This window comes from Clostridium sp. SGI.024 (genome assembly GCF_050315195.1).
GTDB lineage: Bacteria > Bacillota > Clostridia > Clostridiales > Clostridiaceae > Clostridium.
In genome coordinates, this window is record NZ_JBNPON010000046.1 from 1 (window position 1) to 19,149 (window position 19,149).

The following is a 19,149-nucleotide window of genomic DNA, read 5'->3' on the forward strand; positions in this document are numbered from 1 at the left end:
AAGGAATTAAATAAAAACTAGTAGTTTTAAATTTTAGTAATAAAGAAGCTATATAATGAATAAGTTCATGAATAAATAAAATGAAATATTCAATAATAATGATTTTAAAAGCTATAATGAAATAATTCATAATCATCTTTCCTACATATTAATCTTATTAATTAATATACTTTTTTCATATGGAAAAGTGATTGTTTTTGCAAATATATTATCTTAATAAAGTAGCTTTTATGATATAATAAATGAGAACTTTAAATATAGAGGAGAAAAAAATGAACATACAAATATTTGGGAGAAAGAAGTGTTTTGACACAAAAAAAGCAGAAAGATATTTTAAAGAAAGAAATATTAAATTTCAATATATAGATATAGATTTAAAGGGGTTAAGTAAAGGTGAGCTTAATTCTGTTAAAAAGAATATTACAATAAATGAGCTTATTAATACAAGAGCTAAAGAATATAAAAATTTAAATTTAGATAAAATAAGAAGCTCAGAAATGAAGGAAGAAATTCTACTTAATAATCCGAAGCTATTTAACTCTCCAATTGTTAGAAATGGTAATTTAGCAACCTTAGGATATAAAAAAGAAGTTTGGGATAAATGGGAATAATAAAGTAGGGTGAACTAATGATTAAAATCAAGATACAAAAAGGAAAAAATGATAATTTAAGTTTTAAGATTAATATAAAAGATAATGATTTAAATAAATATAAATTTTTAAAAAGAGCTTTAATGGAGGGAAAACAAATAAAAGGTAATTTCAATTATGAAATTCCTTTAAGGTTTTTAGTTCCAATAGTAAATAACATAGATAAGGAAAATCTATCTATAGATAGATTTAGTAAATTAGAATTTCTAGAGTTTTATGATGAATTCGAGGAAAAATATTATTCAAGTTTAACTGCTACACCAAAGTTTATGAAATTATGGAGACAAGAAAAGTGTCCATATATATTTAAAATAAAAATTGATCCTAATACATTAGAACTAACGAAGGAAGTAGCATTTAAAAAAGTAAATATTAAATTTGAATCTATATTATAAAAAAGAATCAAAGCATGGGCTTTGATTCTTTTTTTATAATTAATGAAGGAGATGAATTTATATGGATTAGCTAAAAAGCTAATAGCTAATATAGTATATGAAAAATAAATAATTGGTGATACTAAATTTTTTGTAAGTTTATACAATTATAATAATAAATAATTCATTGTATAATTAATATATTAACTATGGGACAAGGGAGAAAATAATATGGATAAAACTTATAATTATGGTTTTCCATCTACTAGTAGAGGTTGTTATACACAAGCTTAGGGAGTAGGAGAAGTTTTAAGAGTTTACAATACTTTATATAAAAAATAGTATTAATAATTATTCTTTTATGATATTATGTTTCTAAACATATAAAATGAAAGGATAAATAGATGAAGAAATTAATAAGTTTTTCTAATATGATATTTATTTTTGCCATAGGTATATTTATATATGGATTATATAAAATATATACTATTAGACAAGTATTACCTCCAGGGGTATGTCCTGTTAATAATAACAGATATATTTTGTTCATAGGAATATTCTTTATGGTACTATCAATAATAGTATCTTATTTTGAAGATAAAATAAAAAATAATAAAGATAAAGTAAAGATGTAGATTTTGCAAGTGCAGGCTGGTCTCATTTAATACCAGAAATAATAGATTTTATGAAAGAAAATTCAAATTATTATTTTGATAATGTAAAAGAATTAAGAAATTTAATATTCGAAAAAGATAATTGAGATGTCAATTATCTTTTTTTCTTTTAATTAATAAGATTACTATATTTAATGTATTGATTTAAAGTAAGATCTATTGTTGATTATATTGTATATATTTAGAAGAATAAAACGTAAAATTTAAATAATATATTAAAAAAAAGGAGATTTTTTAAAAAGTATTGTTTTATAAGAGTATAATATGGTATATTTTATCAAGAAATATATAAAATTTGTTAAATAATAATTATAATTAAGTTTTAAAATAGTATAATTATTGATTAAAAATTCAGTAAAAACTAAAAAATTGAAAGATATGCTTAAGTGATTTAACAAATTGTAGAAGTAATAAAGGAGGTAAAATATGAACAGAAGAAAAATATCTGCAATGTTAGCTGTAGCTTTAATAACAAGCCAAGCACAAAGTATAACATTTGCCGAAACTATTAGCAATAATACTAAAGTAGAAATTATAAATGAAGTTAATATTGAAAACTTAGATGAAAGTAGTTTAAATTCAATTTCAAATGAAATAAGCAATACTGATAATAGTGAAAATACTTTAATTACAGATGAGACTATTAAAAGTGATGAAGAAAATGATACTAATAATGAACTGCAAAGCAAAGTGCAAAACCAAACGCAAAATAAAATAGTAGGTAAATTAGAATTAGATATTAATTTTTCTACTCCAATAAAAAATACCAATGCTAATGAAACTAATATAAGTGTTAAATTAACTAAAGATGGTAAAAGTTACACTGTAAGTTTAGGCTCAGATATTAGCAAAGGAAGTATAGAAGGTACAGATATATCTTATTCTTTAGAAGCTTTAGATTACACTAGAGGACAATTATCTGAAAATGCTACTGATTTAGATTTTTATCATTTAACATTTGAAAATCTTGACTTAGGAGTATACTCATTAGAAATATCTGGAGCTGGTTATCAAACTGTATCTATTGATGACATAGAAATTCAAAATTCATCTAAAAGAGTTTTATTAGGAACAGCTGATAAGACTATAGTTTTAGATGATAATGGGACAGAAGATAAAGGTGATGATATTGTAGAAGAATATTTAGGATCATTTTTAGTTGGTGATGTTAATGGTGATGGAGTAGTTAACAAAGACGATTATGATGAAATGAAATCTAAAATAACATCTGGTAGCAATGATTCTAATTATGACTTAAATAGAGATGGAAAGATAGACGTAACTGATTTAACATATGTTCATAACAATATGGATAAAGTCCAAAAAGATGCTGTAATAATAAATACAGATATAATAATAGATCCAAATTCAGTTATAGTTGAAGCAGTACAAGGAACTTTGGTAGAAGATGGAAACAATATTAAAGATATACTAGAAGATAACAACAAAAGTGTTGGCTTTAAAAATGCAAAAGATGTAGAAATAAGTGAAGAAAATCCTATTTCAGTACATTTAGATTTAAAAGGAAATTCTGCAATAGAAAATAAAGTAGAACAGATAGTTATAAAGGCTCCAAGTGAAAATGCACCAACTTCAGGTAGTATTGAAATTGGAAATGAAGTATTTAACTTTGATGTAAATAGTATGCAAACTTCAGCTGTTGCAGCTCGTATTGCTGAAGAAACTATAGTTATAAATTTAGGAAAACAAGTAGCTGTAAGTGAAGTGAAAATAAACATTACTGGAAGTAGAGGAAACAAAAATTTAGCAGAAATAGCTAAAGTGGAATTCTTAAATAATGTTTATAAAGAGATTCCTAAACCTAAAATGAATATACCTGTTATAAATAGCTTTACTAGTACAACTGCAGTTGGAAATGAATCTATGACTATAGGTTGGAATCATGAAAATAACGTAACTGGATATGAGGTAAAGGTTGAAAACTTAGCTAATAATTCAGTTAATATGTATAAAACAGATAGTAATTCATTAAGAATAGAAGAAGTAGATGCTTATGGCATATATAGAATAAGTATTCAATCATTATCAGGAGAATGGAAGAGTGGTTATAAAGATGAACAAGAAGGATATAGTATAGCTGCAGTAGGTGATACTAACTTAACAAACAATTCAAATGATAAAGATGGAAAGCCAGATAATGTGGACTCAAATTATAATCCAATGGCATGGGATTCAAATACTGGAAAGCTAGAGGATAGTGCAGCGGGAAATAATGGAAATAGTTTTGGAAAAGATTCTATAATTGAAGTTCAAGTAGTTCCAGAAACAGAACCAGAAGGCCCAGAAGGTATTATAGTAGAAGGTGGATATAAACAGCTTACAGTATCATGGAAGGCACATAAAAAAGCTAAGGATTATGATTTATATTATAGAGAAGCTGGAACTAAGGCATGGATAAAAGCAAATGATCCAGATTCTTCATATGTAGATAGTGAAAATGATGATATTCCAACAGGAGTTGCAGATTTAAAACCAGAACAAAAAACAGATGCAGACGAATTAATAAGAAATACATCTTATAAAATAACTGGTTTAAAAGATACTACAAGCTATGAAATAATGATGACAGCAACTAACCATCATGGAACAGGTGGATTATCACAAGTATATATAGGATCTACTACTAGGTTAATACCTCCGGTTACAACTAATTATAATCTTATAAATAGTCCAAATGGAACAAATGAATTAACAAAAAATATAGTTAGTGTAGAATATCCAACTGGACAAGCAACGGATGAAGATGCAATAGTAGATAATGATTATACTACAGTGTGGGAAGCTGATATTTGGGATGCTAGAAATGGTGGACCAATAGTAACTTTTGATAAAGAATATACAATAGGAAGTATTAAAGTTATAAGAAGAATGGATGTTAATGAGCTTACTCATGATGTAAAAGTAAGTTATTACAATGAGGAATTAAATGCTTGGAAAGATGTAAAAGCAAAGTTCTCTGAAAGTAATGATGGGAAGGTTGTAAATATAACTTTAGAGGAGCCAGTTAAAACTAAGAAAATTAGGGTTGGCACAGCTGTTTATCCAAATGTTGCTTGGGGAGATTATAGATCAGTATCAACTGTGGCTGAAATTAAGTTTTATAAGTATGACAGCTTAGAAAAAGATGTAGATGCTTTATTTGCAGATGATTTAAAATTATCATTAAAAGATGATGTAACTTATGAAATGGTGAATGAGCTTACAAATAGAGCTAAGACAATTGATCCAATAAATCTTGAATATCACGAAAATCAAACTGAAATATTAAAGGATTTACAAAGAGCAGAAGATTTATTAAACGATGTTAAGCTAAAAGATAAAATAATAACTTTAGATTCAAGCATTCATAATTTAGCTCCTCAAAATACTATAGGACAATCAAATAATTATCAAGCCCTTGGTGTTGCAGTAAAACCTGGAGATAAAGTTAACATATACATAGGTAGTTCAAGAAAAGATACAAAATTTGATTTAGTATTAACTCAATTTAATGCTGAAAGTGGTACTGCTTATAAGGTAATAAATGAATTAACTGTAGGAAAGAATGAAATAGAAATTCCTGAAACTGGTTTTGATATGAACTATGAAAAAGGTGGAAATCTATATATAGGACTAAAGAGTGGATTTACAGATGACAATGTATTTAAAGTAAGAGTAAGTGGTGGTACTGAAATACCTCATTTAAATCTAAATAATATTATTGATTATGAAAATAAGGAAAATGAAGCTAAAGAAGCAATAAGAACATATATCAGAGAATTAAAAAGCTATGTAAATTCTTTACCTAATAGATATCCAGCAAGTGCAGATATTATAGATAATACAAATAATATTTACACTTATGATCCACAAACTTCAATATTAAATGCTACAGAGATAGAAGGAGAAAGAATTACTCTTAGTCTTGCAGCAGATCAAGTTCTAAGTGGAATACAAAGTGGATTATCAGGTAATGAAGATGCTGAGGTAGACAGACTGTACAACACATTACTTGCTTGGGAGCAAATAATGAAGGTTTCTTATGTACAACAAGGTTTACTTGAAGAGGCAATAGACTTTGATAAAGATGGAAGTATAACAAATACTCCATTAGATATTCTTAACGGAAAGAGTGAAATTCAATATTATAACGAGAATAGAGCACCTAAAAATCGTATTAATATTAAATATCAAAGAATGTTTACAGGTGCCTTTATGTATGCATCATCACACCATGTTGGAGTAGGATATGGTTCTATTGCAGGATTGATGTCTGCCGTGCCATTTAAGTTTGATTCAGCAGGAAATCTTGTTAACTCTGAAGATGGACAACTATTTGGATGGGGTATTGCTCATGAAATAGGTCACGTTCATGATAGACCAGGTTTAACTTATGCAGAAACAACAAATAATATTTTAGCACTTATAACTCAAACATTTAATGATATAAATGAATCAAGAATTGAAATTTCTGATGGATATGTAAAAGTATATGATAAAGTAACTTCTAATAGTGTAGGTTTAGCTAGTGATGGTCTTACTAAACTTGCTATGTTCTGGCAATTACATTTAGCATATGATAATGACTATACTTATAAGATGTTAGATCTTAACACAGATGATAATTTAGAAAATGATACATTCTATGCTAAATTATATAGAGCTACTAGAATAAATGGTGTAGCACCTTCAGAACCAGGATATGATTCTACAGCTCAAACATTTATAATGAGATCTTCAGATGCTGTAGGAAAGGATTTAAGAGAGTTCTTTGCAAAATGGGGCTTAGTTGCTAGTCCTAAGACTAATGAATACTTAAATTCTAAGGGATATCCAAAAGAAACTAGAGCTATTTATTACTTAAATGATGAAACAAGAAGACTTCATTTAGCAGCTGGAACTGATACAAGCTCCTTAAGTATGTCATCAGATACTAAAGTTAATGGAAGCTTTGGAGATGATGAGTCAGGTAATAAGATAAATGATAGAAGCTACTTGAATCAAAAGGAAGTTCCATTTACATTTAGTGTAAATAATGATTCTGATAAGATTTTAGGCTATGAAATAATAAGAAAAGAAACAACATCTACAGGAACTCAAGAAGTTGTTGTTGGATTTGTTGAAAGAGATAAAGCAGGACAAAATGGATTAACAAGTTACACAGATGTAATAGATGTTGTTAATAATAGAACATTTGAATATAAAGTAAGAGCATACGATTATAATTTAAATGCAACAGAAGAAGTTAGAATTGGATCTGTAAAAGTAAATCATGATGGAAGCATAGCAAAGAACAATTGGGTATTTGATACTAATACAAGAAGCTTAGAAGATTCTTCTGATGAACATTCAGGACATGGACAAGTTCAAGATGGAAGTATTCAAAAGATAAATGATAATGATGTGTTAAGCATTTATACAGCATCAAAGACTACTGACCATAATGGAAACACTGTTTCTGGAGATCCATATGTAACAATAGATTTAGGAGATTCAAAATCAGTAGTTGGATTAAAATATAATCCAGGACAATCTACAAGTAAGAAGTTCTCTTTAAAGAATTTATTTAGTAGAAGTTCAGAAATTAAACATTCACCTATAGCTGATTATGAAGTGCTTGTAAGTAAGGATGGAAAGTCTTGGACTAAAGCACATTCAGGAAAATTTGATACAAGTAAAGAAAATACAATTTACTTTAATGAAGCTGGAAGTAGCTTAAATACACAATTATGGGCATATGATGCACAATATGTGAAATTAGTAGCAAAAGGAGCTACAGCTATTTCAATTGCAGAACTTGATATCTTAGGACCAACTGGAGATAACATAGAAATAGGTGTAGATAATGGAGATAAGATTTACCAAAATGGAATAGGAAGATTAAAATCAGATTATACTTATGCTGATGGAAAAACTATACCAAAAGGTTCAATAATAATTAATGGTGAGTATAAAGGTGATCCTGCCTTCAATATGCCTTTAGTACTAAATGAAAATGATGAAAACTTCTCATTAGAAGCAAATATGATTTTATTAGCAGAATTACCAGAGAATGCAGAACTTGGTGAAGTTGCTGAAGGAAATTGGATATATTGGATAACTCCAGATCAGCAAAAGGATGGAAATATTGAAGGTAAAAAGGTAAAAGCTGAACTTTATAGATATAATAAGTTAGATTCTACAGGAGCTCCAGTAGGACAAAGATTAGTAAGTGATACTTTCTTATATGATTTACCAGAAGACTTAAATAATTTACCTGAAATAGAGCTTAATAGTTCTAAACAAAAAACTATATCAAATAATAACAAAAATGTTATAGAAATAAATAACGAAGTAATTAAAAAAGTATATGAAAATAGATAATAAATTAAGGAGCTGTTGAGGCAGCTCCATAATAGATGGAAAGGAGAAGAACTAATGAAGAAGAAAAAAATAAATCCATCTTTAAAAGGTGTTTTAGGATTTACAATAGCTGCAGCTTCAGCAGCAACAATAATATATGCTACGCCTGAAATTATAAAAACAGTTGCAGCTGAAAATAATGCAGAAAAAATTATTTTAGATGTAAAAAATGTTGATGAAGATACAATAAAAGTATCATTAGATAATATAGAAGATATACCAAAAGCATTTCAATTTAGTATTAAGCTTGATGGAATAGTACCACAAAAATTGGATGACGGTAATATTATAATAAAAGATTTAATAAAAAATAATACAGTAGGCAATATAATAACTGATTATATTTATAATGAAAGTGATAACACAATAGATGTATTAATCACATCAGAAAAATCTATAAATAAAATCGGTAACAAAGTTGAGATTTTTGAATTAGATATAGAAAAAGATTCAAGTAATTTAACAAGAAACTTTACTGTATTACCTACAGAAAATTATGAATATAAATATGTAAGTAATACTAATAAAGAGCATGCTAAAGCTGTAGAAGTTGCAAATGAAAAACTAGCAATAAATACAGCACCAACTATTGAAAGAATAAATAATGATTATATAGAAATCAATGTTGGAGAAAAAATAAAGTTAACATCTGATGAACTAAGTAAATATATATTAGCTAATGATAAAGAACAAGATGTAATAACCTTTGAAATAAAGGATAGAGATGATAAAATTATACAAGAATTTACATCAACTACTGCAGGTATATATGATTTATATGTTGCTGCTACAGATAGCTTTGGTGCAAAATCTGAAAGCTTAAATATACAAGTTAAAGTAAATGAAAGAAATCAAAATCCAGTTATAACAAAAGATGGAGTTGAACTTAAAGATGTTACTATAACTGCAGGTGAAGTATTTAATTTATTAGATGGAGTAAATGCAGTAGATGCTGCAGGAAATACTATAGCTGTTACAGTTGCCTGTGATAAAGCACTTAACTTAGATCCACTTCAAGATACTGTGTATACTTTAACTTATACTGCTACAGATGGATTAAATAGAACTACAGAAAAGAGTATTACATTAACTGTTAAAGCTAATAATGCACCTATAATATTAGGAGTTAAAGATCATACTTTAATAGTTGGGGATGAATTTGATCCAAGTGCTGGAGTAGAAGTAATAGATGAAGATAAAGATATAAAGTTAGTTATTGATAGTAATGTTAATACAAAGCTACCAGGAGTTTATAAAGTAATATATACTGCTACAGATAATGGAAATAAGACAGCAAGAGCTGAAAGCATAGTTGTTGTAAATCCTAAAATGGAGACAATAAATAGTATCCCAGTTATAAATGCTAATGATGTAGTAATACAATTAGGTGAAGCATTTAATAATTTAGCAGGAGTAACAGCAACAGATAAAGAAGATGGTGAAATAAAAGATATAGCAGTTGTAAGAGATAACGTTGATATTAATGTAGCAGGAAAATATCAAGTTACATATAGCGTTACAGATAAAAATGGTGCAAGTGCTACAAAGACAATAAATGTAATAGTGAATGATCCACCACAAATAATAGCTGAAGATAAAATTATATTATTAGGTAAGAACTTTGATGTATTAAGTGGAATAAAAGCTACTGACAAAGAAGATGGAGATATAACTAAAAAAATAGAAGTTATTGAAAATAATGTTAATATAAATGAAGAAGGAAGCTATACAGTTATATATAGTGTAGTAGATGATCTTGGAGGAAAAGCTACAAAGACAATAACTGTAACTGTTAAAACTAATATTGTTTTAGCAGAAAGCATAACTATTAATAATAAAATCAATAATTTATATGTTGGAAGTAGTAAGTTATTAACTGCAACTATAGATGAAAAAGCTGATATAAAAAATATAGAATGGACTACTAGTGATGAAGAAATTGCATCAATAAAAGTTGTGGGAAATGATGTAATTGTTACGGCTAATAAAGTAGGACAAGTAACTATAAGTGCAAAAACTAAGGATGGAAGTAATAAATCAGATAGTGTAACTATAGATATACTTAAATATGAAGAACATGTGAAAGACTTTATAAAAGATATAATAGATACGAATGTAGTTATTCCTGTAATAGGAACTGGTACAATAGAATCTCCATTAGAAATGGAAGTTCAAAATGTATCAACAGATAAATTTGATGAATTCCTGTTAAAGCTTAAGAAGTTAGAACCAGTACTAATAGAAAAGTATGAAGAAGCAGATTCTATAGTATACAAAATAAAAGTTAAAGATAAATCAATAATATCTAAATTTACTAATATTTTTACAACATCTTCTTCAGATGAAGGACATATAATTATAAAAATAGCTAAGAACTTAGATAATAGTGATTATTTAGTAGTTAAATTGGATGAGATTTTAACTAAAGAAGAAAGCTCAGGAAATATTAATACACCAAATGGAGATCAATCTGAAAATAATAATATTAATAAGTTACCTATTACAGGAAAAGAAAGTATTTTAGGATACTTATCGTTAATTTCTATAGCTATAGGAACAGTACTATACAAGAAGAGAAAATAACATAGAAGTTATTTTATGAAGGCACCTTAAATGTTAGAAGTAAGTCTCTAACATTTAGAGGTGTTTTTTTATTTTCAGGAATTTATAAATATTATCCTGTGAATAATTTTTAAGTGATACTCTAAATATTTTATTTAGTTTGGTAGGAATTATACCTTAGAATGAATATAATATCTATATCCTTTTTTATCTCATTTAATTCTTATTTAGATAGTGAAACATATATATTATATATAGTAAAAAAAGAAACAGTTTTGTTAGCTATCTAAAAATGTAAAAAATGAAATTTACAAAATATATCAAGTTTTAAAATAATTTTGAATTTATTCTATAATTGATATATACTAATAGAAGTTGAATAAATAATTAGGGAGATTTCATATGTTAGTTAGGGTTGAGAACAAAATAAAATTATGGACAAAGATAATATTGATGCTTGCTATTTTTACTACAATTCTTTTTCAGTTTAGTAAAATACTTTCAGATTTTGATATGCATACTTTTTATATATATAGGGACAAGCTAACTTTTATAAGATTAATTATAATTGCATGTTTAGGGGTAATTTCTTATTTACCATTGTCATTATATGATTTTATTATAAAAGATACTTGCAAAATTGCTTTAGATAATAAGAGCCTTTACAAGTCTTCTTGGATTGCAAGCTCAGTATCAAGTATAGTTGGATTTGGAGGAACAGCAGCAATAGCTTTAAAAAGTTATTTTTATTCTCCTTATATTAAGGATAAAGCATCTTTAGTTAAAGAAGTTTCTAAAATGGTCTTATTAAATTTTACTGGTTTTTCTACTATTTGTTTTATATATTCAATTTCTAATATTAAAAATTTAAATAAAATTGAATTTGCAAGAATAGGAATATTACTAGCAGGATTATATGCACCAATTATTTTAATATATAATCTAATTAGGCTTAGAAATAATCAAAAGAGAGAAAATGCAGTTAAAACTATTAAAGTAATGGGACTTTCAATACTTGAGTGGTTTTCAATGGCATTCTTATTATTTTTTATACTTATGTTATTAGGGGAGACACTTCCATTATCAAAAATATTTCCAATTTACGTAGTATCTTCAGCCATAGGTCTTATTAGTATGATGCCAGGTGGAATTGGAGGATTTGATATATCTTTTATACTTGGAGTTAGTTCTTTAGGAATAAATAAAGAAGAAGCTTTGCTTGCTTTAGTTTTGTATCGTATAAGTTATTATATAATACCATTAACAGTAGGATTATTTATATTTATCTATGAAAGAAAAAAATATATTTAATAAAGGAGCTGTCGCAGCAGCTCCTTTATTTTATTAATATTTGTAAAAAGTTGACTACTAGAAATAAAAATAAATATCAATTTTATATTTCACATTATAAATTTAAAATTTGGCACTATTACTACAGTAGTATGCTTCTATTTTTAATTTTATTTACTTTTAATTGATGAAGAGAGATATTAGATATGTTATACTATAATTATAGAAGTATACATATTATTAGGGGAGTATATTAAAGATGTTCATTACTGCTTAGAATAATTAGATTAGTGCCTATAATACAATATTATATTATTTTAATGTATGTCATAAGGGTATAGGAGGAAAGATATATTATTTGTAATATGATTATTTTAGTTAGAAAATTATATTTAAGATTATATAAAAAATATACATTCATTTTTCTCTAATAAATTCTATTTATTAGAGAAATAGTTATGTCTAGAATTATAATATATGTATATAAAAAGCTACAATATTAAGAATAATCATATTGAAGCAATAATGAGTGTTATGAATAAAATATAGTATAACGGGTTTGGAGATGAAATAATGAATAATTGTATAGAAAATATGAATTATCAAACTACAATGTATATAAAAGCATCTTGTAATGAATTCTATTTAGAGGAAGAAATACAATTAGTTGCATTAAAAGAATCACTGTATGGAATAGAAGAAATTAAAGATGTAGAATGGAGAATTGACTATGATGGTGATGAAGTTTTATTAAGAAATAATGTAATAAAAATTAATGCTTTTAATAAGGATTTGAAATATATAGAAGTTAGCTTTATAGACATTAATACAGGAATTAAGGTGTCTAGAAGTTTTCCTATAATTTTAGAGAAGAGAAAAGATACATTAGTACATTTTATAAAAAATGATGGAGATTATTATGGAAATGGATATCAGTGGGACCTTTGGACTTTTTCAAATGATGGTATTGCTTATGATGTTCAACTAATGGATAAAAGTGATTTTGGTAGATGTGCTTTTGTAAAGGAAAAAAATATAATTGCCCGAAAAAGAGCCTTTGGGAATGATTGGTCAGAACAAACTATAACCTTTGAAATCCCAAGTAAGATTAAGAATTGTTACATTGTATATGGAGAAAATAGATTAATAACAGACTTAAAAGAGTTGGTAGATTATATAAAACCAAGAATAGAAGTTGCAATAATGGATGATAGCAAAAGTATTATAGCTTATTTATCTAAAGAGCCTATGGATATAACAGAATTTTATATTTATGTAAATGGAGTTAAGCAAGAAAATGTTAATTATAGAGTTGATAAAGTATTTAAAAAGGTAGAGTTTTTTGATTTAAATTTAGAAATATCACCTAGGGATTTAGTTGAAGTAAGAGCAAGTAATATTTTTATATCATGCAAAGTAACCATGAGAGGATATTTAGATAAATTTTATTATAAAGAAAATGATATGGGAGTATCATTTTTAGAAGATAAAATAAATATAAGAGTATGGGCACCTACAGCAGAAAAGATAGAGTTATGTCTTTATAATAAATGGTATGACACAATAGAAAAAAGTAGCTATGAAATGAATTATGAACCTATAAGTGGAACCTTTAATTATGAACTTAATAGAGAAGATAATGAAGGTAAGTTTTATATGTTTAAAACTTATTTCAGAGAATTGGATATAAATGGGCATGAATACAAAAAAATAAATTATGCAATTGATCCTTATGCAATGGCTGTATCAGTAAATGGACGAAAAGGATATATAATAGATTTGAATAAAGATATTACAATGCCAGAAAAATGGTTATTAGATAAAAGACCAGAACTTTTAAGGAAAGAGGATATCATAATTTATGAAGTGCATTTAAGAGATTTTACTATAAGTGAGGATAGTGGAATAGATAAAGCCTTAAGAGGAAAGTATTTAGGATTAGCAAAAGAAGGAACAGCCTTAATAGGTACTGATAGTAATATTGCAGTTAAAACTGGTATAGATCATTTGAAAGATTTAGGAATTACTCATCTTCATATTTTACCTATTTTTGATTTTGGTTCTGTAGATGAGAGAAGGAGTCATAAAAAAGAAAATAGGAGCTGGGGGTATGATCCTAAAAATTATAATGCTCCTGATGGAAGTTATTCTAGCGATCCTTATTCACCTATTTCAAGAATAGTAGAGCTTAGAAGTATGATAAGAAGCCTTCATAAAAACAATATAAGAATAATTATGGATGTTGTTTATAATCATATGCAAGAAACTGTTAATTTAGATAAATTAGTACCAGGATATTATTTTAGATCTAATTATAGGGGAAGATATACAAATGGATCTGGATGTGGTAATGAGTTAGCAACTGAAAGACCAATGGTAAGAAAATATATAGTAGATTCTATTAAACATTGGATTAATGATTATAATATTGATGGATTTAGATTTGACCTTATGGGACTAATAGATATTGATACCATGAAAGAAATAGTAGAAACTATTAATGAAGTTAATGACAATATTCTAATTTATGGTGAACCATGGAAAGGAGGAGACTCTCCCCTTGTAAATGGTATATGTAAAGGGATGCAAAAAGGCCAGGATTTTTCAGTTTTCAATGATATCTTTAGAGATTTTATTAGAGGAAATAATTCTCCGTCAAATGGCTTTGTTAATGGGAAACAACATGATGGGCCTACTGCTTGGAGTATGATAGAAGGATTAAAAGGTTCAATTAATACTCTTACAGAAAACCCAGTTGAAAGTATAAACTATGTAGATGCACATGATAATTATACTCTTTGGGATCAAATAGAGAAAAGCTTAAATCAAAGTATTAAGCCTAATGAATATAGAATAATAAAAGAAGATAATATCTTCGATAATCACTTAGTAAGAAGAAATGTTTTAGCCCTTTCTATAATTTTATTATCTCAAGGAATACCATTTATCCAAGGTGGAGCAGAAGTTTTAAGGAGTAAAAGTGGTGATCATAATAGTTATAAAAGCCCTGATAATATAAATGCTATTTATTGGATTGATAAAGTTAAATACTATGAGGTATTCAATTATGTAAAAATGTTAATAAGAATAAGAAAGAAATTTAAAGCATTTAGATTTGATAAGAAGGAAGATGTTAATAAAATAGATATTAATTTTTTAAATGGTGATGAAAAAGTTGGAGTAATAAAGTGGCATTATAAAGATGAAAATGCTATAGGTGGAGCTAAAGAAATAATTGTGATTTTTAATGCTACAGATATAGATAATTATGATGTTAATAAATTTATAACAAATACTATAAGTAATGAGTGGGAATTACTTGCTATAAATGAAATTATAAATGATGAAGGTATAATGAAAGTAAGAAAAAATGAGATTCCAACTTTAAGAGCTAACTCTATTTTAATAATGTATTCATAAGAGATATGATAATAAATATTATTTTATATTTTAATAAAGAGGCAGGGGATTTTCTCCCTGCCTCTTTATAATTAATATCTTACAGAATTATTTGCTAACAAAGAAAAAATTATAATCCCAAAAACAATATATAATAAGATTACTATTCCCATCATAATTAATGATGCTTGGAATAAGTTTTTTTTAATACAAAGTTTACAAAAATAATCAATTAGAGAAAACATTTTTATTTACTAGCCTTGAAATTGGTATTAATGAAAGAATAACTAAAACTACTAATAAATTACCTCCAACCACTGAACCATTCATAATAAAGGAGTAAAGTACTGGAGACCATCCTTCTGGAGCAAATTGGCCGAAGAATAATACACCTGATATAAAGTGGAATATAAATTCTATAAACATACCAAAGGTTGCACCAATAAGTTTGTTATTTTTAAAGAAACCAGCAAGTCCTACAGCCATATATGGAAGAGGATAATCAAACAATACTTGTATTGGATGTAAAATATAAGGGCTTATAATTAAATATATAATTCCAAATAAGAAACCTGTTAGCATTCCGATTTCTGGGCCATACATAAAAGATATAATAAGGATAGGAACCATACTACCAAGATTTATACTTCCTGCACCATTAGGCAAATCAACTATTTTAATAAGATGAAGTATTGTAGCTAAGGCTAAGGCTATACCTATTCTCGCCATTACTTTTGTGTTTAAATTTATCTTCTTAAACCTTATAAAAGCTAAAATTAAAATAGTAACTCCAATAAGAGTAGCCAAAGATAATGGACTGTTAAAAATTTCAGTAAAGCCTTCCTTTAATGTGTTAATAAAATTATTCATAAAAAAACCTCCCTTTTTAAATGCTAGGAGGTAAACTTTTATTAGTAATAAAAAATATTATTAATAAATTTCTTGGCTTTCCTACGCTGGTATTACCCAGATCAGGTTAAAGAGGGTTAATGATAAAATCATTTCTCAGCACAAAGGCACCCCTAGCACTTAATTATTATGTTATAAGTAAATATTATATAATATTCAATATAAAGTCAATAAGAAATAGAAGAATCAAGAATATTACTATATAACGTAATATTAAGATGGAGCTAATATGTAGCTCCATTTTAAAGTTAACCATATCTATGAATTCTTTTTACTCTTGGTTCTGCAAGGTAATCATATGCTAAAGTCCAGTAAGGTAATAGTGAAGGTTTATACTTTAATACATCCTTTAAAAATTTGTCAAAAAGATGATATTTAACAAGTATTTTTACTATGTCTTTAGGATAAGGAGTAGTTTTAGAGTAGGGTTTTCTTGGATCAATAACTTTGACTTTTCCCTTAGAGCTTACAAAGATATGAGCGTTCCTAAAATTAATCCTTTTAAAATTAAGTCTCTTTAAATCTTCTATTAAGTCTATTATTTCTATTGATAAATTATAAGGTAAACCATGTTTAGAAATATATTCTTTAAGGGTAACTCCGCCAACATATTCTCTTATTAATATATTACTAACTCTTACTATAGAGTTAGGGAAAAAGCGGCTATCAGCAGTTTGTTTAAGTATTTCATCCTCACTTTTAGCATTTTCTATATTTTTAAAGACTTTAAAAGCATATCCTTCAGGAGTTAAATAAACAGATCCCTCAGCACCAGTTCCTAAAAGTTTTAAATTTTGTACTTCAAGTAGGTAATTCATTTTGATACACCTAATTAATAATATTATTATTTATTATATGTAAAAATATTTATTATGATATTATTAAGATTATTTTTTACAAATATTATTTTAATTTAATGATTTATAGTATAAAAATTTATATAAAACTATATGATATAATTTATTTAAAAAGTTATAAGTAAAGGTGTGAAAATATGAAATGGGAAATAAAAGAGTTTAAGGAATTATCAGTATGTGAATTATATAGAATTCTTGAACTTAGAAATAGTGTATTTATAGTAGAGCAAGAATGTATTTATCAAGATTGTGATAGAAAGGACCTAGAAGCATTTCATTTATTATGTATAGAAGATGATAAGGTTATTGCTACTCTTAGAATACTTCATAAGGGAGTATCCTATAAGGAAATGTCTATAGGGAGGGTAGTAGTTCATAAGGAATATAGAAGAAAAAACTTAGGAAGAAAGTCTATGGAACTTGCAATACAGTTTATTAAAGATAAATATGGTGATAGTCCTATTAGAATTTCAGCACAAGTTTACATTAAGGAATTTTATAAAAGCTTAGGATTTATAGAAGTTTCAGATGTTTATTTAGAAGATGATATTCCTCATATAGAAATGCTATATGAAATGAAAAAGTAAGAAGGAAGAATGTAGAATTTAGTTAGAAACTCCCTAGGGGGAGTTTCTAAAATTATAATTTATGTTGCTGATTTAATGTAATTTGTTTTTCTTTCATTATTATATTTATCCTTTTATAGTAAGTTATCATAAGAGGTACACAAGCTGCTATCCATGCAGCTGGATCTGCAAGAGCTATTCCTGTGAAATCAAGTAATAATGGAAGAGTAAAGGCTACAACAGTTCTTGCTACCATTTCAGCAAATCCAGCCATCATAGGTACAAAACTTTCACCAAGACCTTGCAGTGTATTTCTATATATGAAAATAAGTCCTAATGGTATGTAAAATACTGAAACAGTATTTAAGTAATGCTTAGCATAAGATAAAACTTCAATATCATTTCCATTCATAAACATCTGAGTAAAGGTTCCACCAAATAAAACTACAACAATAGTAGAAATTATACTAACAATTATACTAATAATTGCAGATTTTTTTACACCTTCTTTTATACGATCAATTCTTCCTGCACCTAAGTTTTGTCCAGAATAAGTTGCCATTGCTACACCAAAGGTAACAGCAGGCTGCATAACTAATTGTTGAACCTTTGATGCAGCAGTATAAGAAGCTATTATTTTTGAACCAAAATTATTAAGTGCTCCTTGAAGAACCATAGCACCTGCAGCAGTTATAGAAAATTGTAGTGCCATAGGAATACCAATTCTTAATTGTTTTTCAGCATAACTTTTTCTTATTTTCCAATGCTTTTTCTTTAGTTTTAGTATTGGAAATTTCTTTACTATATGTATTCCGCAAAGAATAGCAGATATAGATTGAGAAATAATTGTAGCATAAGCAGCCCCTGATACCCCCATATTAAAATTAACTATAAAAACTATATCTAAGATAACATTTAATATAGAAGCTACAATCAAATAATATAATGGAGTTTTACTATCTCCAAGAGCTCTTAAAACGCTTGAAAGCATATTGTAAAAAATAATTGCAATATTTCCAGCATATATAATCATAATATAAGATAATGAGTCATTTATAATATTTTCAGGCGTATTCATAAGCTCTAACAAAGGTTTTGCAGAGCCCATACTTATAGCAGTAACTAGTACAGTCATAATAATAGATAAAATTAATGAACTAGAGAAGGATTTTTTTACCCCTTCCTCATCATTAGCACCAAACCTTTGAGAAACTAAAACAGCAAATCCACTAGTTAAACCTATTACAAAACCATTTACTAAAAAAGCCATAGCTCCAGTGGAGCCAACTGCAGCTAATGCATCTACCCCTAGGTATCTTCCTACAATTATTGTATCAACCATACTATAAAATTGTTGAAATATATTTCCAATAAGCAGAGGAACTGAAAAGGTTAAAATTAATTTTACAGGACTACCTACTGTCATATCTTTAGTCAAGTCTATTCCCCCTTTTGTATAATTTATT

Annotated in this window: 11 protein-coding genes and 1 riboswitch; of the genes, 8 read left to right on the forward strand and 3 right to left on the reverse strand. The window is 26.9% G+C overall.

Annotated features, from left to right (window positions below):
• Positions 1–272: 272 nt before the first annotated feature.
• The 7 genes from ACQRD5_RS12170 to pulA all read left to right on the forward strand — a co-directional run bounded on the left by ACQRD5_RS12170 (position 273) and on the right by pulA (position 15,372).
• On the forward strand, positions 273–611 hold the full coding sequence (locus ACQRD5_RS12170) for an arsenate reductase family protein (RefSeq protein ID WP_291630897.1): 339 nt from the start codon (positions 273–275) through the stop codon (positions 609–611).
• Positions 612–628: 17 nt separating this feature from the next.
• A complete protein-coding gene (locus ACQRD5_RS12175) occupies positions 629–1,045 on the forward strand; it encodes a hypothetical protein (protein ID WP_291630895.1) in 417 nt (138 codons plus the stop codon).
• A gap of 383 nt (positions 1,046–1,428) precedes the next feature.
• On the forward strand, positions 1,429–1,659 hold the full coding sequence (locus ACQRD5_RS12180; RefSeq protein WP_294185989.1) for a hypothetical protein: 231 nt from the start codon (positions 1,429–1,431) through the stop codon (positions 1,657–1,659).
• Between the two features lie 465 nt (positions 1,660–2,124).
• Positions 2,125–8,061: a M60 family metallopeptidase gene (locus ACQRD5_RS12185; protein WP_427746865.1), complete on the forward strand. Its 5,937-nt coding sequence runs from the start codon at positions 2,125–2,127 to the stop codon at positions 8,059–8,061.
• A gap of 54 nt (positions 8,062–8,115) precedes the next feature.
• A complete protein-coding gene (locus tag ACQRD5_RS12190) occupies positions 8,116–10,683 on the forward strand; it encodes an immunoglobulin-like domain-containing protein (protein ID WP_427746866.1) in 2,568 nt (855 codons plus the stop codon).
• Between the two features lie 381 nt (positions 10,684–11,064).
• On the forward strand, positions 11,065–11,973 hold the full coding sequence (locus ACQRD5_RS12195) for a flippase-like domain-containing protein (protein ID WP_291629469.1): 909 nt from the start codon (positions 11,065–11,067) through the stop codon (positions 11,971–11,973).
• Between the two features lie 552 nt (positions 11,974–12,525).
• Positions 12,526–15,372, forward strand: coding sequence for a type I pullulanase (gene pulA, locus ACQRD5_RS12200; RefSeq protein WP_294365041.1), 2,847 nt, complete (start codon positions 12,526–12,528; stop codon positions 15,370–15,372).
• 207 nt (positions 15,373–15,579) lie between these two features.
• Here pulA and thiT read toward each other — a convergent pair whose 3' ends face one another.
• Both thiT and ACQRD5_RS12210 read right to left on the reverse strand, forming a co-directional pair.
• The gene (gene thiT, locus ACQRD5_RS12205; RefSeq protein ID WP_291629465.1) at positions 15,580–16,221 is read right to left on the reverse strand and encodes an energy-coupled thiamine transporter ThiT; all 642 of its coding nucleotides are present in this window, start codon (positions 16,219–16,221) and stop codon (positions 15,580–15,582) included.
• 61 nt (positions 16,222–16,282) lie between these two features.
• Positions 16,283–16,385: riboswitch (TPP riboswitch) on the reverse strand.
• 123 nt (positions 16,386–16,508) lie between these two features.
• Complete coding sequence (locus ACQRD5_RS12210; protein ID WP_291629463.1) at positions 16,509–17,078, reverse strand: serine/threonine protein kinase; 570 nt, start codon at positions 17,076–17,078, stop codon at positions 16,509–16,511.
• A gap of 176 nt (positions 17,079–17,254) precedes the next feature.
• On the opposite strand from ACQRD5_RS12210, the gene ACQRD5_RS12215 reads away from it, so the two are divergent.
• Positions 17,255–17,704, forward strand: a complete 450-nt coding sequence (locus ACQRD5_RS12215; RefSeq protein WP_291629461.1) for a GNAT family N-acetyltransferase — start codon at positions 17,255–17,257, stop codon at positions 17,702–17,704.
• Positions 17,705–17,756: 52 nt separating this feature from the next.
• Here ACQRD5_RS12215 and ACQRD5_RS12220 read toward each other — a convergent pair whose 3' ends face one another.
• Entirely contained in the window at positions 17,757–19,121 is a 1,365-nt protein-coding gene (locus ACQRD5_RS12220; protein WP_291629459.1) for an MATE family efflux transporter, read from the reverse strand.
• Positions 19,122–19,149: the final 28 nt, after the last annotated feature.